Source organism: Deltaproteobacteria bacterium (assembly GCA_016874755.1).
Taxonomy (GTDB): Bacteria; Desulfobacterota; Binatia; order UBA9968; family UBA9968; genus DP-20.
Genome location: VGTH01000037.1, coordinates 1 through 21,680 on the forward strand (window position 1 = coordinate 1; position 21,680 = coordinate 21,680).

Genomic DNA, 21,680 nt, shown 5'->3' on the forward strand with positions numbered 1-21,680 from the left:
AAGTGGACCGTAAAGGCAAACAAATTCTTTCTACGGATTGTGAGAAGGGCTGCGGGATTGAAAATCGTTCAGCGTCACGGGTTTGCGCCTGGCCAGGCGAAGGCATCGGGCGACGACACGATAGATTCGCTTTGATCGAGGGTTTGGTTCGCTTTTTATCTGCAACCTTAGTCTTGACAATTCCCCCCCTAGATAGCAAATTAGAGCCATTCGCGGATCGTAGGCTGCGTGTAACCATTTTGGGAGGAAACCGTTTATGACGATATCGAAGCGACGCTTGTTTACCTATGTCGTAGGCTTTATCGCAGTGCTCTGGTCGTCACAGATTATCCTTGAAACCTATGCAGAAGCCCGCGCCGGTAGCGGCCGCTCCGGTGGCTCGCGTGGCTCGCGCAGTTTCCAATCGCCGGCAAAACAAACACCGGCCAGTCCAGCGCAACCGCAGCGTGAAACCATGGCTCAGCCTTCGCCCATGGCCCCTCAAGCCGGTGGTTTCATGAGAACCTTTGGCATGGCGATGCTTGGCGGCTTCCTCGGATCGATGCTCTTCTCCGGCCTCGCCCACGCCACCGGCATGGGTGGTTTTGGTGGCAGCGGCTTTGGCATGATTGAGTTGTTGCTTTTGGCTGGCGTCGGCTTTTTCCTCTTTCGCATGTTCAAGAATCGCGCCGCCATGGCGGGTGCCGGCGGCGGCTCGATGCAATACCAGGGAACGACTTATCAGCCGCCGGTTAATACCGGCACCGCGACCTACCAGGCTCCGGCCAGCGCGCCAGTGCAACAGCCGGCAACCGCCGTCGATTACAGCTCCATCACGATGATGGACCGAAGCTTCCACCCAGACCAGTTCCTCAAGTCTGCCCAAGACATATTTTTCAAAGTGCAAGGCGCGTGGAATAAGCAGGACGCCAACGCGCTGCGCAACGTGGTCGGCAACGAGTTACTGCAGAACTGGGAACAAGAGCTAAACGATCAACGCAGCAAGGGCCAGCAGAACAAGATGGAAAACATCGCTTTGCGCGAAAGCGACATCACCGAAGCCTGGACCGAAAACGGTGAGGACTACATCACCGTACGATGGCTCGCCAACCTGCTGGACTACACGGTGGATACCAAGACCGGCGCCGTGGTCAGCGGCAGCAACAGCGACCCGATCCAGTTCGAAGAATACTGGACCTTCAGCCGCCCAGTGGGACCGAATGGCTGGAAGCTAAGCGCGGTCAATCAAGCTTAGTAGCTCGGGCAGCTTTCTGAAACGAAAAACGGACGCAAGCGTTGGGCTTGCGTCCGTTTTTTTTTGCAGCCTAGCCGCGCCTCAAGCCTTCCGAAACTATTGCCTGTTGCCTACTGTCTATTGCCTTGTTCGAGATGATCTAGCTGAAAAAACTTAATCGCATTCCCCGCCGCCATTTTGTGTTTTTCTGCCGCCGGCACGCCCATCGTCTGTTCATCCAAAACTTTTAGCGAATTGGGCCAGCTCGTCACGATGTGGGGAAAGTCCGTCGACCACAGGATGCGGTCGACGCCAATTTCGTGGCGCAGCTTCATGCCGATGCGGTCTTCGAAAAAGCCCCAGTGGGCGTTGGTTTTCAAATATTCGCTGGGCTTTTGTTTCAGGCGCGGCAGGCCCAAATAGTTCTCTACCCAATAGTGATTGGTCTCGTACTCTTTGTCGATCTGCTCGCCAAAATAGGGCAGCCAGCCGACGTTGTTCTCTGCCCAGTAGATTTGCAGCTTGGCAAAGCGGTCAAACACGCCGGCGACGATCAACTGGCTCACTTCCACGGAGCCGGAATGGTGCGGCGCCTGGCGCGCGAAGCGCTGCACAAAATCGGTCGGTGGCCGCTCTTCGCCTTCGGGCTCTTTGGGATATTTGAACAGCGGCGTTTCACGTGAACCCACTTTGGTGGGAAAGCTCGTGTGAATCACCAGCGGCATGTCGAGGTCCAAAGCCGCGGCCCAAAAGCGATCGTCTTCCGGCAAGGGGAAGCTCTTGGCGCTGGGAAAGGTGCTGAGCCATGCGCCTTTGAAGCCGAGTTTCTTGCAGCGCTCCATTTCGGCGATGTCCTCGGCCACGCCGCTATTGGGCAGCACCGCCATGCCGATCAAACGATCGCGATCGACGGCGCAATATTCTTCGGCAAAAAAATCGTTGAAGCCCTGCACCACCGCGATACGCGCGGCTTTGTCGCGAATCGACGAATTGCGCACATCGAGGGCGAACAGCACCTCGGCGTCGATGCCGTCTCTATCCTGCTCGCGCAGACGCTGCTTGGCGTCGCCGCAGCCCGGCGTATTGTCATAGTCCAACCAGGTCGGGTCGAAGTCTTTGGGATCGCGGCCGCCAAACAGGCTCGTGCCGCCGTAGATCAGCGGCTTGCCTTCCATGGCTAACGCGTCTTTGCCGTTAGCCAATTTAATCCGCCGCGGCGCGCGCTCGCGATATTGTTTAGCCACCCGGTGCGTCCAATGTTCGGGCGGCGATTCATAGTGACTGTCTGCGGAAATGAACCGATAGTTTCTTGCCATGGCGTTTGTCCGTCGCTCTTCTATCGAGACTTCGCGGGGCGCGATGAATCGCGCCTCTAGCCTCCCTGATTAAGCTTATTTCAATGTCTCCTTCAACCGCTGCGCCACCGCCGGTTTGAGTGCAAACAGCCGGTCGACAATTTTCTTGAGCTCTTCGCCGCTTGCCGGCTCGGCAAGCAGGCGCGCGCGCTGCACGTCGGCGAGAAAATCGCTCGACGTCCAAGTATCCGTCAATGCTTTGCGCATCACCTGCACGCGGTCTTGGGGAGTCGACGGCGGCAGCGAGTACGCCAAGCTGATCAAAGCTGGAAACTGCACACCGGCTTCGATCAACTGGCGGTCCTCGTCGTTGGTCGCCCAATCCATGATGTAAGGAACTTTGGGCAGATCGGCGATCGGCGGCGCTTCGGTCTGCACCACCACCGACACATCGCCCGCTTCGATCTGCTTGCCCCAGAGCAGCTTCAAACCATCCCAGCCGCCGCAGGCGCCGGCCAACTCACCGCTGTCCGCCGCCAAGCGGATTTCCGCGAAACCTTTGTAGCCGGTGATAATTTGCGTCGGCAGACGATACACGGCCATGAGAATTTTCGGGATGTCGACGAGATTCGACCCCGGCGCCGTGCCGCCGACTTTCACCGGCGCCTTGGCGTTTTTCCACGCGTCGAAACTGGTGATGCCGCTCGCTTTGGTAAACGCGCATACTGAATCAAACTTTGTCGGCACACCAAGATATTCAAACCTGCGCCCGTCGAACTCCACGCCGGGACGCCCCAAAACTTGCAGCATGAGCAGACCGCCGCTAAATGTTGCCACTGTCAAACCGTCGGCGCGCACCGACTTGTAAACTTGGTTGGCGAGAATCAAGCCGCCGGCGCCGGTGACGTTTTCTGCCACCACCACCGGATTGCCGGGAAGGTGTTTACCCAAATGGCGCCCGGTCATGCGCCCCCAAGTATCGAATGCACCGCCGGCCGAAGCACCGATCAAAATGCGCACGGTCTTGCCGCGGTAGAAATCATGTGTGGTCGCTTGCAGCGGTGCGACAAAGGCAAAAGCAACAGTGCTGGTCAATCCAATGAAAGCCGAAGCCTTACAAACCATAACCCTCGACCTCCTGGCAACTACCGTTTCTTATCACAATTCTCACAGGCCAGTCAGGCTTTGTCCCGAAAGATCCGCACTCGACGAGCCTGTTCCTCAATCTTCCTTCAAGTCTCCGCAAATCCTTCATTGGCCCGCGCCTGCCCCGTCTTCGCTAAATCACGAGGAAAACTTCTGAATAGAATAAGAATTCAAAGGTCTAAGGGAAGGCAGCAAGCCGAAACTTTTGTTGACAATTCTGCGGGCGATCCTTTACACTTTCGGTTTACGGAAGCGTCAGCTCAGCGACAAAACATGGCAGAGACTCCCCTAAAGATGATCGGCGAGCATGCGTCGATCATACGAATCCAGGAAATCATCAAACGTGTGGCCGTGGCCGACGCTCGAGTCTTGGTCACCGGCGAGAGCGGCACCGGCAAGGAGTTGGTCGCCCGGGCGATTCACAATTTGAGCCCCCAAGCCGAGGGGCCGTTCGTGCCGGTCAACTGCGCCGCCATCCCTGAAACCTTGCTGGAAAGCGAACTGTTCGGCCACGCGCGCGGCGCGTTCACCGGCGCGCATAACAACCGCCCTGGGTTGTTCCAACTGGCGCACCAAGGAACGATTCTTCTCGACGAAGTCGGCGAAATGCCACTGTCTCTCCAGGCCAAGCTGCTGCGCGTCCTGCAAGACGGCGAGGTGCGGCCGTTGGGTGCCAAGCACCCGGTGCCAGTCAAGGTTCGGGTCATTGCCGCCACCAACAAAGAGCTTGAACATCAGGTAGAAAAAGGCTCGTTCCGCGAGGACCTGTTCTTTCTTTTGCAAGTTATCCCGATTCACTTGCCGCCGTTGCGCGCGCGCCGCTCGGACATTCCGATATTGGTGCGCTACTTTCTCGACAAGGCTAACAAAAAGCTTGGCCTCTCGGTCAAGATCACCCAGGAAGCGGTGGTGGTTTTATGGGAGTACGATTGGCCCGGCAACATCCGCGAGCTCGAAAACGTCGTCGAGCGCCTGGTGATCTTGGCCGACGGCAGTTGCGCCGACGTTCAGGACCTCCCCTCGAACATTCGTTCCTGCGTAAGCGACAAAAAGGGCCAGCAGATCTTGCCCGTCGGCGACGACCCAGTCGACATGCGCGACATGCGCGAAGCCACCGACCGGCTGCAGCAGCAGTTGATGGAGCAGGCGCTGCGCGTCACCAATGGCAACAAAAGCAAAGCGGCCAAGATGCTCGGCCTCAAGCGCACAACCCTAGTTGCCAAACTGCGCAAGAACGGCACGAAGAAAGCGAAGATTCTTGTCAAAGACACCCGCGCGCTCGAGGAAAGCTTGAGCACCTATCAAGCAGCCACCGAGCCGGGCAAAAAGCAGAAGCTTAACTCTTGAGGGGGCTTATGCAATCCGATCCGACCGCACAAGCGGAAAAACCCAGAATCCTCATCGTCGACGACAACAAGGGCGTGCTCGATTTTCTGATTCTGTTGTTGTCGAAGCATGAATTTTGCGGCTTGGGGGCTTCCAGCGGCGCGCAGTGTTTAGAAATCGTGCGCGAGCAGCCCATCGATCTGATCATCCTCGATGTCATGATGCCGGTGATGGACGGCCTGCAGGTTTGCCAGGAGCTGAAAAAAATCGCGCCGGAAATACCCGTCATTCTCCTCACGGCCCGCGATGACATGGTAACCCGCGCCACGGCGATGGAGCTGGGCGTCAGTGAATTTGTCGCCAAACCCGTCAACAACCGCGACCTGCTCAATCGAGTGCGCACCCAGCTGCGCGGCGTCGAATGGGAAAAAGCCAACGAGCAGGCGTTTTCAAGAATCAGCGCCAGCGCAGCAACCAAGCACTGAGCAGCTTTTCTGCGACCCGTAATAACGAAGGGCCCGGAGTGAGGCACTCCCGGGCCCTTTGTGTTTGCGGGCAGAGCAGACGAGTCCTAGACCCGCTGCACGGCTTTGGCTCTTTTGCGCTCGTTGCGGTTTTTTCTAGAGCTAGTCCCGGATCGCGAGAGCGCCACCGTCCACAGGTAGATCGACCGCGTAGATAAATTCCGATTCATCTGAAACCATGAAGACCACTGCTTTGGCAATGTCCATTGGCACGCCGCGCCGGCCGGCGAGATTTTTTACGAAACGGTTTTCCGGCACATCCTGTTGACCGACCGGCGAGCCGATCCGGTTCGGCGACACGGAATTGACCCGAATGCCCTCCGGCGCCAACTGCACGGCAATGGAGCGAGTCAAATTCAGCACGCCGGCTTTCGCTGTCGTATACGCGGTCGCTTCTTTGCGGCCCCAATGGCCCGAGGTCGAAGCGATGTTGACGATGCGCCCTTTGCGCTTTTGATCGATCATGACTTTTGCCGCGGCGCGCGTGCAGTACCAGACGCTGCGCAAGCACACGTCCATGGTGCGGTTCCATTCCTCTTCGGAGATATCGAAAATGGTTTTGTGGTCGGTCCAAGCGGCGTTGTTGACCAGAATATCAACGGTGCCGAACTGTTTCACGACGGTTTGCACCATGCTATCGACGGACGAGGCCGACGACACGTCGCAAACAACCGAGATCGCCTTGCCGGGATTTTTCTCGTTGATTTGATGGGCCACGGTGCTGCCGCGGCCCGGATCGAGGTCGACCACCGCCACCTTGGCGCCTTCTTGCACAAACAATTTCGCCACGTCTTCGCCGATATTGCGACCAGCGCCGGTGACAATCGCCACCTGATCTTTCAGTCTCATGATTTCCTCCGTTATGAATTGCTACTAAAGTCTGTCCATAACAGAAGGACTGAGAAAGGTCCAGACGGAAAAATTAAAGACACGAATCCGCTCCACCCATCGTCGTGCGGAGGGAAAAAAGACAGGCGCAGGGAAGCAAACTTCCGACGTTTGCCGGTTTTTAGAGACTCACTTTCTCGGTGTAGAGATCTTTCAGAAACTTGCTGTTCTTCAGTTCGTCGAGAAAGCGCGGCTCGATGATATCCGCCGGCTTCACCGGCTTGGCGCGTTTGTCGAGCGCAGCGCCGACGTCGACCAACGCTTGCAACGCCTCGCCGTTGAGATCCGGCAGCGGGCGCAGCTGGGCGGAGAAGCTGTCATGCATCGCATCGACCGTCATGCTTTGGTTGCTCGGGAAATATTTTTTCAGAATTGCCAGGCTTTCATTGCGCTTGGTGACAAAGTGGTGAATCGCCTCAGCGTAGCCCTTCATGAAGCGGCGTAGCGTCTCCTCTTCGCGTTTGACCAGCGTGCGCGTCGTCATCAGCAAATCGGTGATCACCGGCACGGTTTTCACTTCGAGCACTTTGATGCCGATTTTTTTTGCTTCGTTGGCGACGTCTTCACCAAGGGGCGCGCCTTGGACCAAATTCTTCGAAAGCGCCAAAGCGCGCGCTGGGGCGAGACCGGCCGCCACCAACTCAACGTCCTTGGCCGGATCAAGCCCAGCCCGGCGTAAGATCACGCGAGCGATGAGATCCGAACGAGCGCCCAAAGCCGACACGCCAACCTTTTGGCCTTTGAGATCCTTGACCGAGCTAATCGCCGAAGTGACGCCCATGCCATATTGGTAAAAGCTCACATGGCCGCCGAGAAAGGCCAAATCCGCGCCGCTTGCGACCGGCTGGAGAATCGCCAGCGGATTGCCAAAGCCGATCAAAATATCGACGCCCAGAAGCGACTGAACGCCGGCCGAAAGCGTGTCGCGGATCGGCAATTCTTCGATGTCCACGCCATTTTTCTTAAACAGCCCGGAGTCGACGCCGACGTACGCCACCGCCGTGCCGATCTCCCAGCCGGCATAGGCCAACCGTAGTTTTCGACCATTCTCCGCAGCCGCGGCCGGTAACGAGAAGAAAGCCAGCGCACCGAGCACCACAACGACACAAAAACCACGGCGAATTCTCATATGAAAAACCTCACACGCCTAAAACCTATATCGCACATTCTTACATTGTCCAATATTAAGATCGTGCCGTGCAAGCGACTTTGTTAACTTCTCGCGCCAAGCGCAGCTGAGCGCGACCCCGTCGTAGGCGCCGGCGGGATTTTGCGTTGCAACCATGGAGCGTGAGACCGCTGACGAGTTGCCAAATGCCGCTAGCCTGATTTGCAAGAACTCATGATTTCATCTACGATAATATCGTTTCTCTCCGGTGAAATTCACGATAAAATCTTGGAGGTTTGACCGAATGGCGACGATGATCACAACCGATTGCATCAGCTGCGGCGCGTGCGAACCGGAGTGTCCGAACAACGCGATCTCGCAGGGCGATCCGATCTTCGTCATCGACGCCAAGCTCTGCACCGAGTGCGTCGGCTTTCACGATTACGAGGCCTGTGCCGCGGTCTGCCCGGTCGATTGCTGTGTCACCGATCAGAATAATATTGAGAGCGAAGAGGTTTTGATCGCCCGCGCCAAACAGCTCCACCCCGAAACTCAGTTCGGCGACAATTTCGAGTCGCGTTTCCGCAAAGGCCAGGGTAAAGCCGGAGCGCCGGCAAACGGCGGAGCCGCCGCAGCGGTAGCCAACAGCGACGGGGCCGCAGCCACAGGCCAACCAGCCGCTGCCGGTGTCCCGGTGTACGCGGAGGCGGAAGTCAACTTCCAAGAGCTGCCGCCCATCGATTCGTGGACCGTGCCGATGCGCTGTTACAAGTGCAACGAGCCCCATGTCGAGCCGGTCACCAACTTCGCCATCGGCAATGTTATTTTCTGCCCGCACTGCCACAAATCCACCGTCGTGCGCGACAACTTGAACTACCACATCCGCACGCTGCTCAAAGACGCCTACGACAAGTGGGAGACCGAGCAGGCGCAGTTCTTGGCGCGGCGCGAGCAAGAGCTGGCGCAACTGATGGAGAAGCGCGCCAAAGAAGCGGAAACTTTTGAGACCCATCAAAAGCACGAGCTCGAACGGATCCGCCAGCAATTGGATGTCATCGGCGACAATTACGATGCCCCGGGCAAACCGCTCAGGAAGGGCAATCGCTTTCGCTGGAGCTAGCGCCGTTTCATGTTCAACGTCTGGCTGCATCTCGTCGCCCTCGTCGTTTTCCTGGGGGCCGTGGTCGGTTTTTGGCTGATCTTTTTGCCCTCGGTGACCGCGCTCGACAAGCACGAGCAGCGGGTTCACTTTCTCACCCGCGGCTTAAAACTATACAATCCGTTGCAAATTGGCGCCCTGGGTATCGTCCTGTTCACCGGCGCATTTCAGCTAACCGAGCTCAAAGCCGCCTATCGCGAGATGTTCATCAAGCAGCTGGGCTACCCGCTCGCCATCAAACTCACCTTGGTTTTTTTCCTGGTCATCTTCGCGGTTTATCAATCGATGGGCATCGGCCATCGCTTTGTGCGGCGCCAGGAGAGCGGCGAGACCTACAATCCAGAGCAGTTGGCCGGCATCCTCAAGCGGCTCAGCAGCGCCACTTGGCTGATCTTGGTTTTCGCCGCCCTGACGCTTTGGTTTGGTTTGCGCCTGCGCGCCTAGCCTGCGGCATCTCAGATCTCAGATTTCAAATCTCACAAGCGTGGCAGTGTAAGTGTATTGAGTGCTCGCATTTTCACTCGCGTTGATGCTATGAATTCGAGAGCTATCGCACGGGAAGGGGAAAAATCATGGCCAACAAGAAACTACGAATCATCTATCGCTCCAACGCCCATGCGCCGCTTTGGCTGGTGGCCGATAAGTCCGGCGTCTGGGGCAAGAACGGCTTGGAAGTCGACACCTCGCCGCAGCTGGTGCGCGAAAAGGCGGTCGAAGCGCTAAAGAATGGCCACGTCGACTTGATCTCCGGCAACCATCACAATCTGTATATCCGCAACGCCCAGGGCGAAGACTTCGTCCATCTGGCCCAGGCGACCAATGATTGGACTGAAAACAAACTCGTCACCAACAAGCCCGTCAAGTCGGTGCAGGAGCTGCGCGGCAAAACCGTGGTGGCCGACAAACTGAGCTCGCATGCCGGCTTGAACATCTGGTTATTCTTAAAGCAAGCAGGGCTGGACGCCGACCGCGGCGACGTTAAACTGGTCGAGATGCGCGGCTCTTCGGAAGAGCGCTGGAAAAAAGTTCTGAGCGGCCAATACGACGCGACTTTCGTCACGCTGCCGCACGACGAGCGCGCCAAAAAGGCCGGCGGCTACGCCATGGACGTGCCCGCGATTCCGATGATCCGCGGCGTCACCCTGACGACGACCACCACTTTCGTCAAGCAGCACGAAGAAGAGATTCGCCGTTTGATCCGCGGCTTTGTCGACGCCATCCATTTTTTCATCACGCGCAAAGAGGAAACCTTGGAAATCCTCAAGGAGAACGCCTCGCCGGTTCTCAAGCTCGAAACCGACGCCGAAGTCGAGCGGCTGTACGATGAATGGGCTGCCGCTCTCGAGCGCAAGCCCTATCCCAACGTCGATGCCATCGCCAACGTCTTTCAATTGGCGGTGCGCCGCAACCCGGAGATCGCCAACTTCAACCCGCTCGCGCTGTGGAACACCCACTATGTGCGCGAGTTGGACGACAGCGGCTACATCGAAAAATTATACAGCTAGCCCACGCCCAGCCCTTTCAATACTGTGCGCAGCAATATTGAAAAGGCAAAAAGTATTATGTAAAGCGTTACCGAGCCCAAGATGCAGCATGGGGCAATCGGTGACACATTATTCAAGCATCAAGAATTTGCGGCGAACGGGTTCGGTTCTATTTCACACCCTCAAAACCTCCGCCCACCTGGGTATCCCGGGCACGGTTTTACATTTCGGCACGGCGTTGGGAGATGACCTGTTATGCACCGTGGTGTTCCGTGAACTCGCCAAACGCGGCAAGAAAAACCTCTGGATCATGAGCGAACACCCGGAGCTATTTGAGCACAACCGGGATGTCGCCAAAGTCATACCGATCGATGAAAACTATGGCTTAGGGTTAGAGTTGCTCGGGTCGCGATATAAGCTACTTCAATATGGCGCCATCGACCTCGCCACCGATCGCACCGTGCCGCCACAACGGCACATGATCACCGAGCTTTGCGCTTGCGCCGGCGTTCAAGGCGAAATCGCTCTGCGCCCTTACTTCCATGTGGACGATAGCGCCAAGGCGCGGGCGTCTTGGGCGCAAGGCTCGATCGCCATCCAAACCAGCGGCCTTGGAGCTCGGTTTCCAACTGAAAACAAGGAGTGGTATCCCGAGCGTTTCCAGGCCGTCGTCGATGCGCTCGGCAAGGAATGCCAGTTCGTCCAAATCGGCTCGAAGACGGATCCAGAAGCGGTAGGGGCCTGCGATCTGCGCGGCAAAACCACGATCCATGAAGTGGCAGCGATCTTGGCTAACAGCCGATTGTATCTCGGCGGCGAAGGCTTCCTGATGCACCTGGCGCGGGCTGTCGACTGTCCGTCGGTCATTGTGTTTGGCGGCCGAGTCACCCCTTGGCAGTGCGGCTACAGCTGCAACACAAACTTGTATTCGGCCTTGCCCTGCGCTCCCTGCTGGCTATGGCAACCCTGCGATTACGAGCGGCGTTGCATGCAGGACATTTCGGTTGCCGCGGTCATCACCGCCATACGTGAGCGGCTGGCTCTGCCGCGCGCACCACTCGCCGTCGACACCCATCTCCTCTAGGCGCAAAGCATTATCGGTCACTTCGTCAATGGCAGCTTGACCGTGAACGTCGTACCGACATTCGGCGTGCTGCGATAACTGACGGACCCGTGGTGCGCCGCGACGATTTGGCGCACGATCACCAGACCGAGCCCGGTGCCGGCTGGCTTGGTGGTCTTAAACGGTTGAAAAACGTCCACTCCGTCGGGAATCCCAACACCGCTATCGCTGATCTCGACGATCACCTCGGCGCCGTCACACACAGCGTGCACGCCCAGCGTGCCGCCCTGGGGCATCGCTTCAACGCCGTTTTTGCAGAGGTTGAACAGCACTTGCTTGAGCTTGTCGCGGTCCGCCGACAGCTCTGGAATATCCGGTGCCACCGATTCGTCGATGTGAATGCCTCGGCTCACGTAGTTCGGCCGCTCTAGGTTGAGCACATCGCGAATGACCGCGGCGATCGAGGTTGGCCGAAACTCGTAGCGGTCCTCGCGATAGAACGTGCGAAACTCACTCAGCAGGCTGTTCAGCCGGCCCATCTCACGCAGAATGCGACGAAATGAGGTCAGGAGGGTTTCGTCATCCAAACCGGCGTTGACCAACCGGCGTTCGAGGAGTTGCCCGGTCATGTACATGCCGTTGAGCGGGTTGCCGATTTCGTGGGCGAACTTGGCCGCGATCGCACCCACCGCCGCCAGGCGCTGCTTTTCGGCCAATTCGGTTTGCAGCGTGGTCTTCTCGGAAATGTCGCGGATGAAGGCAGCATAGTTGACTTCGCTGCCTGCCATCACCTAAGTTACCGATAATTCAATGGGAAAGTCCTCGCCGCCCTTGCGCCGCCCCACCACGGTGCGAGTCTTGCCGATGGCGCGAGCCTCGCCGGTTCTCTTGTAACGCGTTATATAAGCGTCATGCTCGCTGGCGTAAGGCTCGCCCATGAGCATGTTGACCTTCTGACCCTCGACCTCGGCTTTGCTGTAGCCAAAGATTTTCTCCGCCGCTGGGTTGAACATCACGACGCGCGCTTCCCGGTCGATGGAAATCACCGCGTCCTGGGTGGTTTCTATCAGCCCCTGCAGCCAGGCCTCGCGCTTTTGCACTTCGGACACATCGCGCAGCATGACCAGATTGGCGCGCCCCTCGGCCCACGGGATCCGCGCCGCCGCCGCTTCGACCTCGGCTATGGCGCCGTCGAAACGAAGCCACTTTTGCAGCAGCGGTGGATTCTGTTGGCCGGTCTGGCTCAACTGACGCATGCGACCGCGCACCGTTTCGTGACAGTCCGGATGAAGAAGGTCGAACAGCGAGCGGCCCAACAGCGCGTGATCATCCGCGGCCGCTAACAAGCACACCATAGCGGCGTTGACGTAAACGATCGTACCGCTCAAACTGACAAAAGCCGCATCCGGACTTAGATCGATCAGCCTGCGGTAGCGCTCTTCGCTTTCTCGCAGCGACTGCTCGCTTTGCAGACGCGCAGCAATCTCCCGTTCGAGATGTTTGTTGGCTTTTTTGAGTTCGGCCGTGCGCTCTTCGACCCGCAGCTCCATTTGATCGCGCGATTCGTTGAGCGCCCGAGCCGCAGCCTGCAATCGCGCCGCCATGCTGTCCATCGCTTGGCCGATGCTGGCAAGCTCATCTCGGCCAGTTAGGCCCACGCGGGCTTCGAGGTTACCCGCCGCCAAAGCCGCCGTAGTGCCGACGATCTTGCCGATCCGTTGACGCGCCAAGGCGTGGCGCAGGAAAAATAACAACGCGCAAAAACCAGCGCCAAATAGCAGCCAGACGAGCACCAGGCGTCTGCTAGCCTCGGCTTTGGCGGTGTTCTTCGGGCGGCTCAGATCGTGAGTCGATAAAATATAGCCGGTCGCCTCGCGTGCGAGATCGCTCACGTCGTTGGGGAAAGCCGCTGGATAGCAGGCAAATAGGCTCGTGCGGTCGGCGCTGATCTGAATGACGCCGCGCCAACGATTACCTTTGCAGCCGGCCAGTTGGCCGCCCAGCTCCGGCACCGCCGACGCCAGCGGCTGGCCCAACAGCGCAAGGCGAGTCGCCGCGATGATTTTTTCCTGCTTATCGATGAACAACACATGCTTGCTGTATTCATGAAAGCCTTGGTTAGCGATAACATTTTGCACTCCTGGCATATCCTGCTGACGCAAGCGAAACGTGATCGCGCCTTGCAGATTCGACATCTTGACGGCGACATCGGCGCGCGCCCGCTCCTCGACTCGGCGCACCGTTTGGTCGAGATCGAAAACCGTAAAGCCGACCAATCCCGCGAAACCCGCGACACCGAGGATTAAGGGCAGCCAAAACCGGATCGGCCGCGGGCTGTTTGTGTCTGGTTGGCGAGCCACGGCGGCATCCATCAGAACAGACTGTCGAGCGCCACCGGCCGGCGCAGCAGTTGTTTTTCGAGCATGGTTTCCATGATGCGCCGGGCCGGCGCGAGGAGTTCCGCCGGGCGGCCGCCGAGCAGTTTTCGATTCTCCTCCGGCGTCGGGAAATGGATATCGCTCAGCGTGCGGTGAAACTGTTCGGCCGTGAGCCCGGAACGCGGCGCTATCCGCTCGGCGGCATCCTTGGGCTGAGTCCGCAGATAATCCAGAGCACGATACCAGGCTGACTGGAGCTGTTGGACATCGTTCGGGAAGCGTTCGGCAAAGTCGCGCTGCACGATGAGAATATCGACGATCTCGCCGGGAATCTCACGGCTGCTGAACAGCTCGCGCAGGCCGGCCGCCTTCAGGCGCGTGCGCACCGGATCAAAAGTAACCACTGCGTCGACTGCGCCGGCTTGATAGACGCGTTCGTGCTCGGACACCACCGCCGCAACGATGTGAACCTCGTCATGCCGCAAGCCGCCCTTCTGCAAAGCCCGCTGCAAGACATAGGCGCCGGTGGCAGAATTTTCCACCGCCACGCGCCGGCCCTTGAGAGCCGCCAGTGACGCGATCTCGGGGCGGGTGAGTACTACGTCGGCGCCGTTGGAGAAATCGAGCACCTGCGCGATCTTCAACGCCACCCCATCTTCTACTAGCTGCAGCGCTTCGTCGAGCGTCAGAGCCGCCGCCTCGACCGTGCCGTTGCCAAAAGCGCGCATGCAATCGCTCGCCGACAAATATTCCATCAGTTGGATGTCGTTGTCGTTGAAGTAGCGCAGCGAGCGCGCTAGGTAAAGCGGCTCATAGCCTGTCCACTGGTTGGTGCATACATGCAGCACCGGGTCGAGCGGGGGGCTGCAACCAAGCCAGAGGCTCAGGCATACCGCAACTAAAGCGAGGTGGGTGCGGAACCTATCGGATGAAAAACCAAGAGGCGCGCGGCGAGAAAAGTCACCCCGCGCCGGCGCACCGATTATTGCTTTGCAGCGATGGAGGATCATCGCTATTGTTTTTCCCACTCTTACCGGGCCATTGCAACGTTAGAAATCCGAAGCCGTTCGGTAAACTTCCGGCATAGAAAAACGAGTGGGGTGGAAGGTCCGATGTGTGCGACCCGTGTGGTCGCCCGTCCGGCAGACACGCAGGCCCCTAAAAAACCCGGAGGCGCTCGCTGGCGCTTTCTACAAACCCAACGCCGTCTCCAGATCCCGGGCGATTGTCAAATAGCGCTCGTGGGTGCCGGCGCCCATCTCGGCGGCCTCGTGCTCTGCGAAGCGCGCCCGCATCTGCTCCAGCTCCTCGGCGGGAATGGCGTTTTCCGCCATTGGGTAGAGAATTTGATCTTCCTTTTGAATGTGCTCTCGCAGCAAACGGATGTAAGCGCGTGCGTTTTGCACAACCGTCTCATTCGCCGCACGATCCCGCGCAGCCACTGCTTCTAACGCCGCAGCCATCGCCCGCACATAGCCCCGGCCCTCTTCATGTTCGAGCAGCATCATACCGATGGGCCCGCCCTCCTTGGGAATGCCGCGCTCTTCCATCGCCGGGAACAGCACCTGTTCCTCTTTGAAGTGGTGGCACTGGTCGGCAAAGCAGCGAATGAAATCCAGGGCTTTCTGCCAATGCTCGAGCGCTTGCGGTATTGGTCGGCGAGTTAGCGCTTCCAGCGCGCTGAGCACACGCTCGATCACCCGGTGCTCGTCACTAAGAATCTCCGTGGGCTTGACCGCCCCATGGCCGCAGCCACAATTATGGGCAAAGCTTTGTTCCATCGTTTACTCCTTGTGAGGGCTAGCGCGCTTGTCTGCATACCGCCAGCCGCTTGATTTGGTAAGTGATCGCAGCAGGATGCATGCCAGAGGATCTCCGAGCGATAGTGCTCCGGGCCGACGGCGCGAAGGACGAATCCAATTTCGCAAGATTGACGAAACCGCCCGGCTGAATTCGCGCGTGTCGGAAAACTCGCGGCTCTCAAACAGCCTCTACGACAAACAGTTTGTTGGGCTGAGCCCACAGCAAGAGTCGGAGCCTATATTTGCCATCAGGCGGTTTCCGCCGCCACTGCCAGCTTCCGCTGCCGCGCTCCGGACCGGCCTTCCGCCAGTCTGTCGCGAAGAAACTCGAGCATACCGAGATGTTTGTAAGAATCGTGAATCATCGTGCCATAGAGCAAGGAAAATACTTCGCGATACATTCCTTGGCTCTGGGTTTTCAAGCGCTTGTATTCTTTTATGCCCTGGCGCTCCGCTTCGATGAAACGATTGATCGATACCAGGAGCTGCTTGCCCTTTGCCGCTGGCTCAAGTGCCCGCCGCGGCAGCCCCTTGGAGCGGCTCCACGCCAATTCCTCTCTCAGCTTTGTGACCATGCGGCCGGTCAGGTCATGATGCCGCTCTTCGTCGGCAACGATGAGCGCCAAGAGAAACCGGATCAATGGATCGCTGGCCTCCTTGGCGCTGGCGCGGTACTCCTCCAACCAGCGCTCTTCCTGCTCGGCATGCGACTGAAATTCGTGCATCAAGCGTTCGACGGAAGAGAACTCCGGCGATTCGGGGATGCCCCACATAGCGTCTTCCGCCCATTGGTTGGAGATTTTCCTGACCATTTTGGCTCGCGGCGTTCGTGCCATTGGACAGCTCCTTTCGTTTCACCAGCGCCCTCAATGTCATAGGCAGCAAGGCCTATGCCACTTGCAAACCCAAGATTGACCGGCGTTGCGCGAAAGAAAACTAATTACCAGCGCAACGATCGAGGCGGAACTCTGGCGAAGCGAAGGGCAATCTTCACCGCTGCGCTCGGCGCAATTTCAAGCGCTGCGTTCTGACGGATGAGAATTTCTCACCGCACTTTCCAATTACTGCGAAGAAAACCCGGCGCATCGATTGGAGGTTGATCTCGCCATGACACGATCGACTTATGCTGAGGCCTTCGGCGTTGCGCAGGACAGACTCAAGATTCACCGGTCTCGCAGGAGAATTAATTGCCACAAAACGGTGGCACTCATATTGCTCCCTTGCCGGCTCAAAAGCGTGCCGCAGGGTGGCCAATGACAACTGTCGAGAGCATTCTTTCTCGTTATCGTGAACCCCTCGAAAACTTTCCACTCGAGCTCGCCGCAGATTGGAAAAAACGTCACGCCGATAAAAAACTAGTCGGCTGCTATCCGGTCTACCATCCCGTCGACCTGATTCACGCCGCCGGCATGGTGCCGGTGGGCGTCATCGGCGGCGGTAATCGCCTGGAAATCGCCCACGCCGACTCGCGCTTTCAGTCCTTTGTCTGCTCCATCGTCAAGAGCACTCTCGAGCTTGGCCTGACCGGCCGGCTCGATTTTTTGGACGGCATCGTCTTTCACTCGATCTGCGATCCGGCGCGCAATTTGGGCAGCGTCTTCAAGCGCAACTTTCCCAAGCTGATGGTCGACTACATCCACTTTCCGCAGAATATGACCTCGCCGTATACGATCGACTATCTCGCCTCGGAATACCTGCGCCTCAAGACCAGCTACGAAGCGCTGACGGGCCGGCCGATCAAAGACGACGATCTACGCCGGAGCATCGCGCTTTTCAACGAGCAGCGCCGGCTGCTGCGCGAGCTCTACGCGATCCGCGCCGAGCAGCCCGAGAATCTCTCGACCGTGGAAAGCTATGTTTTGCTGCGCATCGGCACGCTGATGCCGCCGGAAGAGCATATCCCGATCCTCAAAGAAGCGCTGGCCGACATCCGCGCACGCAAGGAAAAACCCAAAGACCGCATCAAAGTTGTCCTCGAAGGGTCTTTCTGCGAACAGCCGCCACTTGAGCTGATCGAATCGCTGGAAGCGGCCGGCTGCTACATCCTCGATGACGATTTTCTTTTGGGCTGGCGCTGGTTCCTGGAGGACATCGCCACCGACGGCGATCCGCTGCGTAATCTCGCCAACGGCTATCTCAGGCAAAGCGTCTACTCCGGCGTCAAGCACGACACCCGCGAACCGAAAGCCAAGCACCTGATCGATAAAGTGCGCGAGACCGGCGCTGCCGCCGCGCTCATCTTGTCGGCGAAGTTCTGCGAGCCAGCGTTGTTTGACTATGCGCTCTATAAACGGGCGCTGGAGAAAGAAGGCATCCCGCATTTGTTCTTAGAATTCGAAGAAAAGATGTGGATTTTCGACAAGGCACGGACAGAGATCGAGACGTTCGTGGAATCGATGCTGTTCGACTGAAAACGTCCGAGTTGCGGGTTACGGATTTCGAGCTCCAACTCGAAACGCGAAACTCGCAACCCGAAACCAATGGAGCCCCCGATGGCACAAACCGCTGACACCGCGAAGACCAGCTACCAGGGCCAGATGCATCTCTTGCAGAAAGAGATCATGGGGCGCTATTTCGAACGGGTGACGCGAGCCGCCGAACAAGGCGACGGCAAAGCGGTCTTCATGTTGATCAGCGGCAACCCGGTGGAGCTGGTGCATGCATTCGACATGATCCCGGTCTATCCCGAGATCGACGCCCTGCAGCTCGCGGTCAAGAAGGCTGCCTTACCCTTCATTCAGAAAGCCGAAGAGCTCGGCTACTCAATGGACAACTGCGCCTATGTCAAAGCCGATGTCGGACTTTTTCTCGGCGGTCGCAAGACGCCTTTTGCCACTATCCCCCTGCCGTCGTTGATACTGTGCAACTACGTCGGCTGCAATGTCTACCTCCAGTGGTTCGAGCACCTGGCCGAGTATTGCGACGGCAAGATTTACAATCTCGATATTCCGTTCATGCGCGATCCATCTGGCAAGCCGTCGCCGGAGGACATCGCCTACGTCGTGCACCAGCTCGAAGAAGTGATCGCCATCTGCGAAGAGCTCACCGGCAAGAAACTCGATTGGGATAAGCTGAAAAGAATCGTCGCCCTCTCCGGCGAGACTGGCGAGCTGTGGGCCAAGATCAAGTCGCTGACTAAACATATTCCCTCGCCTTTCGACAACTACTTCGATTCAGTGACCATGATGGCGCCGCTCTATTGCCTGCGCGGCACCGAAGACGGGCTCAAGTTTTTCCAGACAGCGCTCAGAGAGATGGAAGAAAAGGTCCAGATGGGCAGCGGCCCGCTGCCCGAAGAGCGCTTCCGTTTCGTCATCGAAGGGCCACCGCCCTGGCCCTATCTGCGCACCTTCCGCGACCTCTTCGCTAAATGGGGCGCAGTCGCCGTCGCCTCCACCTATTCCACCGTCGGCGGTTTGTGGGAGTTTGGCTTCAAGCACGACCCCAACCGGCCCTTGGAGTCGATTGCCGAGCACATGCTGCAGTGGAACGTCACTAATCGAAACTTCTTGCAGCGCTACGAGCAGATTCGCCGCTACATTCAGGAATGGTCGGCCGACGCGCTGGTGATTCATTCCGTCAAGAGCTGCCGGCTCTTCTCCGCCGGCCAGGGTGATATGCGCGAGTATTTTACCAAAGAGTTGGGCATTCCGACGCTCCTGATCGAATCCGATCTTGAAGACCCGCGCTATTTTTCCGAAGCGCAGATCAAAAACCGCATCGACGCCTTCTTCGAATCGCTCGAACACCGCAAACTGACGCACAAGACCCAGGCCGCGGGAGCAACGTTATGATCTACGCCGCCGGTATCGACGTGGGCTCGACCCAGACCAAGGGCATCATCATCGACGAGGAGCGCCGCATCCTCGCCCGCGCGCTCAGCATGACCGGCGCCAACGTTACCCGCGCCGCCGAGAACTGCTTTGTCGAGTCGCTCAAGCTCGCCGGCATCGAACGGGCTCTGGTGCGCTACATCGTCGGCACCGGCTACGGCCGCTACAAAGTGACCTTCGGCGACGCGCAGATCACCGAGATCAGCTGCCACGCCCGCGGCGCCTATCACCTCTTTCCGAACACGAAGACGGTCATCGACATGGGCGGCCAGGACGCCAAAGGCATCCGCGTCGGCGAGGGTGGCGAGGTCAAAGACTTTGTCATGAACGACAAATGCGCCGCCGGCACCGGCCGTTTTCTCGCCAGCGCCGCCGACGCCCTGATGTTGAGCTTGGACGAGATCGGCGAGATATCGCTCAAAGCTAAAAATCCCGTGCGACTGACGACCGTATGCACGGTCTTCGTCGAATCCGACATCATGTCCTACCTGGCCCAAAACAAAAAAGTCGAGGACATCCTGGGCGGCGTCCGCAGAGCCATCGCGGCGCGGACCATTTCGCTAGTGCGCCGTGTCGGCATCGAGCCGGAAGTGACGTTCACCGGCGGCGTATCGCGCAACCTCGGCATGGTGCGCGCTTTGGAAGAGAAACTTGAATTGAGACTCAACGTCAGCCCCGACTCGCACTACGTCGGCGCCCTCGGCGCGAGCTTGTTCGCACTGGAAAGAGCGCTCGCAACAGTGTCGGGCTCCGAGTATCGGGTTTCGGGTTCAACTCGGAACGCGGAACTCGAAACTCGAAACTGAACCTGGAGGTTCCATGACCTACGTCGCCGGCATCGACATGGGAGCGAAATCGACCAAAGCCGTTATCCTCGACGGTGACCGAAAGATGCGCGGCCAGGCGTTCATCCGCACGCGACCTGACTTTGTTGCCATCGCCAAGGAAGTCCTGCAGGCGGCGCTGCAAGATGCCGAGCTGAAGGAAGCCGATTTGAGCTATATCGCCACCACCGGATTTGGCCGCTACAACGTGCCCTTCCGCGATGTTCAGATCACCGACATCACCTGCGTCGGCACCGGCGCAGTATTTTTATTTCCTAAGACCCGCTCGGTGCTCGACATCGGCGCCCAGAGCACGCGGGCGATCCGCGTCTCCGAGACCGGCAAGGTCAAAGAGTTCCGCACCAACGACAAATGCGCCGCCGGCGCCGGCGGCTTCATCGAGCGCGCCGCCAAATATCTCGAGACCGGCATCGAAACCGTCGGCGAATTGTCGCTCCAGTCGACCAAGCCGCAAACCATCAGCAGCGTCTGCGCCGTGCTCGCCGAATCGGAGATCATCAACCACGTCTCTTCCGGCGAGAGCGTCGAGAAGATTCTCCGCGGCGTGCACAACTCGCTCGCCAGCCGCGCCCTGGCCCTTCTCAAACGCGCCGGCATGGAGGACGAAGTCACTTTCGTGGGCGGCGTGGCGCGCCAGAAAGGCATGGTCAAAGCGCTCGAAGAGACGCTCAAGCGCAAGATCAACGTCAGCGACCAGCCGCAGATGATCGGCGCCCTGGGCGCGGCCCTGCTGGCGCTGCGCCGCTTGGAAAAACTCCGCGCGGAACAATCGAATGTCACTCCGGAAGCGAGGGTCGCATGATGAATCTTCAAGACCGAATTGCCTTGGTGGCCGGCGGCGGCGGCGGCATCGGCCGCGCCGTGGCGTTGGCGCTGGCGAGCGCCGGTGCGAAAATCGCCGTCGCAGACATCGTCCAAGCCAATGCCGAGAAAGTCAAATGTGAAGTGCAGGGCTTGGGGATCCGAGCGATGGCTTGCCCGGTCGATCTTACCAAGAAAGCCGACGTCGATCGCATGGTTGATGAGGTCATCAGCCGCTATGGCCAGATCGATATTCTAGTCAACTGCCAGGGCTGGGATCGGCTGGAGCCCTTCGTCGAGAGCAATGAAGAGACTTGGGACAAACTCTTGGCGATCAACTTCAAATCGGTGCTCTACACTGCCCGCGCCGTGCTGCCGCGCATGATCGCGCAAAACTTCGGCAAGATCGTCAACATCAGCTCCGACGCCGGCCGCGTCGGCTCGAGCTGGGAAGCGGTTTACGCCGGCGCCAAAGGCGCGGTCATCGCGTTTTCTAAAACCATCGCGCGCGAAGTGGCGCGCCACAAGATCAATGTAAACGTCGTCTGTCCGGGCCTGACGGAAACACCGCTGCTCCAAGCCGTGCGCGGTCAGTCGGAGCAAACCGCCAAAATCATCGACGCGGTGACCAAAGCGACGCCGTTTCGACGACCGGCCCAACCGGAAGAGATCGCCGAAGCGGTGCTTTTTCTAACCTCGCCGTCGGCGACTTTTATTACCGGTCAGACGCTCAGCGTCAGCGGCGGGTTGACGATGCTATGAGATTGCTAGTTCAAAGCCCACAGCCCCCGGATCCTGTTCCCCTTCTTAATCTT

The 21,680-nt window shown here is 58.5% G+C and carries 21 protein-coding genes; 12 read left to right on the forward strand and 9 right to left on the reverse strand.

Annotated features, from left to right (window positions below):
• The first annotated feature begins 256 nt into the window (after positions 1-256).
• Positions 257-1,234, forward strand: coding sequence for a Tim44 domain-containing protein (locus FJ145_19570; protein ID MBM4263612.1), 978 nt, complete (start codon positions 257-259; stop codon positions 1,232-1,234).
• Positions 1,235-1,344: 110 nt separating this feature from the next.
• Here FJ145_19570 and FJ145_19575 read toward each other — a convergent pair whose 3' ends face one another.
• Entirely contained in the window at positions 1,345-2,529 is a 1,185-nt protein-coding gene (locus FJ145_19575; protein ID MBM4263613.1) for an amidohydrolase, read from the reverse strand.
• Between the two features lie 75 nt (positions 2,530-2,604).
• Complete coding sequence (locus tag FJ145_19580; GenBank protein ID MBM4263614.1) at positions 2,605-3,474, reverse strand: hypothetical protein; 870 nt, start codon at positions 3,472-3,474, stop codon at positions 2,605-2,607.
• Between FJ145_19580 and FJ145_19585 the strand changes: the two genes are divergently transcribed.
• Together FJ145_19585 and FJ145_19590 are read left to right on the forward strand one after the other, a co-directional pair.
• A complete protein-coding gene (locus tag FJ145_19585) occupies positions 3,460-5,001 on the forward strand; it encodes a sigma-54-dependent Fis family transcriptional regulator (GenBank protein ID MBM4263615.1) in 1,542 nt (513 codons plus the stop codon). The genes FJ145_19580 and FJ145_19585 overlap by 15 nt on opposite strands.
• 8 nt (positions 5,002-5,009) lie before the next feature.
• Positions 5,010-5,465: a response regulator transcription factor gene (locus FJ145_19590; protein MBM4263616.1), complete on the forward strand. Its 456-nt coding sequence runs from the start codon at positions 5,010-5,012 to the stop codon at positions 5,463-5,465.
• A gap of 141 nt (positions 5,466-5,606) precedes the next feature.
• Here the strand turns inward: FJ145_19590 and FJ145_19595 are convergent, their stop codons facing one another.
• Both FJ145_19595 and FJ145_19600 read right to left on the reverse strand, forming a co-directional pair.
• Positions 5,607-6,353 (reverse strand): glucose 1-dehydrogenase, encoded by a 747-nt coding sequence (locus tag FJ145_19595; protein ID MBM4263617.1) that lies wholly within the window; start codon positions 6,351-6,353, stop codon positions 5,607-5,609.
• A 160-nt stretch (positions 6,354-6,513) separates the two neighbouring features.
• On the reverse strand, positions 6,514-7,521 hold the full coding sequence (locus tag FJ145_19600; GenBank protein MBM4263618.1) for an ABC transporter substrate-binding protein: 1,008 nt from the start codon (positions 7,519-7,521) through the stop codon (positions 6,514-6,516).
• Between the two features lie 283 nt (positions 7,522-7,804).
• Here FJ145_19600 and FJ145_19605 point away from each other — a divergent pair, with 283 nt between their 5' ends.
• From FJ145_19605 to FJ145_19620, 4 genes are all read left to right on the forward strand, one after another.
• On the forward strand, positions 7,805-8,620 hold the full coding sequence (locus FJ145_19605) for a YfhL family 4Fe-4S dicluster ferredoxin (protein MBM4263619.1): 816 nt from the start codon (positions 7,805-7,807) through the stop codon (positions 8,618-8,620).
• A 9-nt stretch (positions 8,621-8,629) separates the two neighbouring features.
• A complete protein-coding gene (locus tag FJ145_19610; GenBank protein MBM4263620.1) occupies positions 8,630-9,103 on the forward strand; it encodes a hypothetical protein in 474 nt (157 codons plus the stop codon).
• A 128-nt stretch (positions 9,104-9,231) separates the two neighbouring features.
• Positions 9,232-10,164, forward strand: a complete 933-nt coding sequence (locus FJ145_19615) for an ABC transporter substrate-binding protein (GenBank protein ID MBM4263621.1) — start codon at positions 9,232-9,234, stop codon at positions 10,162-10,164.
• Positions 9,983-11,227, forward strand: coding sequence for a glycosyltransferase family 9 protein (locus FJ145_19620; protein MBM4263622.1), 1,245 nt, complete (start codon positions 9,983-9,985; stop codon positions 11,225-11,227). The genes FJ145_19615 and FJ145_19620 overlap by 182 nt, the downstream gene beginning before the upstream one ends.
• Before the next feature lie 17 nt (positions 11,228-11,244).
• Here FJ145_19620 and FJ145_19625 read toward each other — a convergent pair whose 3' ends face one another.
• From FJ145_19625 to FJ145_19645, 5 genes are all read right to left on the reverse strand, one after another.
• Complete coding sequence (locus FJ145_19625) at positions 11,245-11,994, reverse strand: hypothetical protein (protein MBM4263623.1); 750 nt, start codon at positions 11,992-11,994, stop codon at positions 11,245-11,247.
• Between the two features lie 3 nt (positions 11,995-11,997).
• Positions 11,998-13,578 (reverse strand): PAS domain S-box protein, encoded by a 1,581-nt coding sequence (locus FJ145_19630; GenBank protein ID MBM4263624.1) that lies wholly within the window; start codon positions 13,576-13,578, stop codon positions 11,998-12,000.
• Positions 13,578-14,594 (reverse strand): hypothetical protein, encoded by a 1,017-nt coding sequence (locus FJ145_19635; protein MBM4263625.1) that lies wholly within the window; start codon positions 14,592-14,594, stop codon positions 13,578-13,580. The genes FJ145_19630 and FJ145_19635 overlap by 1 nt, the downstream gene beginning before the upstream one ends.
• Before the next feature lie 180 nt (positions 14,595-14,774).
• Complete coding sequence (locus FJ145_19640; GenBank protein MBM4263626.1) at positions 14,775-15,365, reverse strand: hemerythrin; 591 nt, start codon at positions 15,363-15,365, stop codon at positions 14,775-14,777.
• Positions 15,366-15,634: 269 nt separating this feature from the next.
• Positions 15,635-16,222 (reverse strand): hypothetical protein, encoded by a 588-nt coding sequence (locus FJ145_19645; GenBank protein MBM4263627.1) that lies wholly within the window; start codon positions 16,220-16,222, stop codon positions 15,635-15,637.
• A 417-nt stretch (positions 16,223-16,639) separates the two neighbouring features.
• Here FJ145_19645 and FJ145_19650 point away from each other — a divergent pair, with 417 nt between their 5' ends.
• The 5 genes from FJ145_19650 (at position 16,640) to FJ145_19670 (ending at position 21,627) form a co-directional block, all read left to right on the forward strand.
• Positions 16,640-17,797: a benzoyl-CoA reductase subunit C gene (locus tag FJ145_19650; GenBank protein ID MBM4263628.1), complete on the forward strand. Its 1,158-nt coding sequence runs from the start codon at positions 16,640-16,642 to the stop codon at positions 17,795-17,797.
• Positions 17,798-17,866: 69 nt separating this feature from the next.
• Complete coding sequence (locus tag FJ145_19655) at positions 17,867-19,180, forward strand: hypothetical protein (protein MBM4263629.1); 1,314 nt, start codon at positions 17,867-17,869, stop codon at positions 19,178-19,180.
• On the forward strand, positions 19,177-20,025 hold the full coding sequence (locus FJ145_19660) for a hypothetical protein (GenBank protein ID MBM4263630.1): 849 nt from the start codon (positions 19,177-19,179) through the stop codon (positions 20,023-20,025). The genes FJ145_19655 and FJ145_19660 overlap by 4 nt, the downstream gene beginning before the upstream one ends.
• Before the next feature lie 13 nt (positions 20,026-20,038).
• On the forward strand, positions 20,039-20,866 hold the full coding sequence (locus FJ145_19665) for a 2-hydroxyglutaryl-CoA dehydratase (protein ID MBM4263631.1): 828 nt from the start codon (positions 20,039-20,041) through the stop codon (positions 20,864-20,866).
• Positions 20,866-21,627 carry a glucose 1-dehydrogenase gene (locus FJ145_19670; GenBank protein ID MBM4263632.1) on the forward strand — a complete coding sequence of 254 codons (762 nt, stop codon included), beginning with the start codon at positions 20,866-20,868 and terminating at the stop codon, positions 21,625-21,627. Before FJ145_19665 ends, FJ145_19670 begins: the two co-directional genes overlap by 1 nt.
• Positions 21,628-21,680 lie beyond the last annotated feature (53 nt).

Bases quoted from the DNA above. Each gene is read 5' to 3' on its own strand.
- FJ145_19670 (MBM4263632.1), top strand. From the start codon at position 20,866: ATGAATCTTCAAGACCGAATTGCCTTGGTGGCCGGCGGCGGCGGCGGC.
- FJ145_19630 (MBM4263624.1), bottom strand. From the start codon at position 13,578: ATGGATGCCGCCGTGGCTCGCCAACCAGACACAAACAGCCCGCGGCCG.
- FJ145_19580 (MBM4263614.1), bottom strand. From the start codon at position 3,474: ATGACCGGGCGCCATTTGGGTAAACACCTTCCCGGCAATCCGGTGGTG.
- FJ145_19635 (MBM4263625.1), bottom strand. From the start codon at position 14,594: ATGATCCTCCATCGCTGCAAAGCAATAATCGGTGCGCCGGCGCGGGGT.
- FJ145_19640 (MBM4263626.1), bottom strand. From the start codon at position 15,365: ATGGAACAAAGCTTTGCCCATAATTGTGGCTGCGGCCATGGGGCGGTC.
- FJ145_19650 (MBM4263628.1), top strand. From the start codon at position 16,640: ATGACAACTGTCGAGAGCATTCTTTCTCGTTATCGTGAACCCCTCGAA.
- FJ145_19645 (MBM4263627.1), bottom strand. From the start codon at position 16,222: ATGGCACGAACGCCGCGAGCCAAAATGGTCAGGAAAATCTCCAACCAA.
- FJ145_19595 (MBM4263617.1), bottom strand. From the start codon at position 6,353: ATGAGACTGAAAGATCAGGTGGCGATTGTCACCGGCGCTGGTCGCAAT.
- FJ145_19590 (MBM4263616.1), top strand. From the start codon at position 5,010: ATGCAATCCGATCCGACCGCACAAGCGGAAAAACCCAGAATCCTCATC.
- FJ145_19570 (MBM4263612.1), top strand. From the start codon at position 257: ATGACGATATCGAAGCGACGCTTGTTTACCTATGTCGTAGGCTTTATC.
- FJ145_19610 (MBM4263620.1), top strand. From the start codon at position 8,630: ATGTTCAACGTCTGGCTGCATCTCGTCGCCCTCGTCGTTTTCCTGGGG.
- FJ145_19615 (MBM4263621.1), top strand. From the start codon at position 9,232: ATGGCCAACAAGAAACTACGAATCATCTATCGCTCCAACGCCCATGCG.
- FJ145_19585 (MBM4263615.1), top strand. From the start codon at position 3,460: ATGGCGCCCGGTCATGCGCCCCCAAGTATCGAATGCACCGCCGGCCGA.
- FJ145_19575 (MBM4263613.1), bottom strand. From the start codon at position 2,529: ATGGCAAGAAACTATCGGTTCATTTCCGCAGACAGTCACTATGAATCG.
- FJ145_19605 (MBM4263619.1), top strand. From the start codon at position 7,805: ATGGCGACGATGATCACAACCGATTGCATCAGCTGCGGCGCGTGCGAA.
- FJ145_19660 (MBM4263630.1), top strand. From the start codon at position 19,177: ATGATCTACGCCGCCGGTATCGACGTGGGCTCGACCCAGACCAAGGGC.
- FJ145_19655 (MBM4263629.1), top strand. From the start codon at position 17,867: ATGGAGCCCCCGATGGCACAAACCGCTGACACCGCGAAGACCAGCTAC.
- FJ145_19625 (MBM4263623.1), bottom strand. From the start codon at position 11,994: ATGGCAGGCAGCGAAGTCAACTATGCTGCCTTCATCCGCGACATTTCC.
- FJ145_19600 (MBM4263618.1), bottom strand. From the start codon at position 7,521: ATGAGAATTCGCCGTGGTTTTTGTGTCGTTGTGGTGCTCGGTGCGCTG.
- FJ145_19665 (MBM4263631.1), top strand. From the start codon at position 20,039: ATGACCTACGTCGCCGGCATCGACATGGGAGCGAAATCGACCAAAGCC.
- FJ145_19620 (MBM4263622.1), top strand. From the start codon at position 9,983: ATGAATGGGCTGCCGCTCTCGAGCGCAAGCCCTATCCCAACGTCGATG.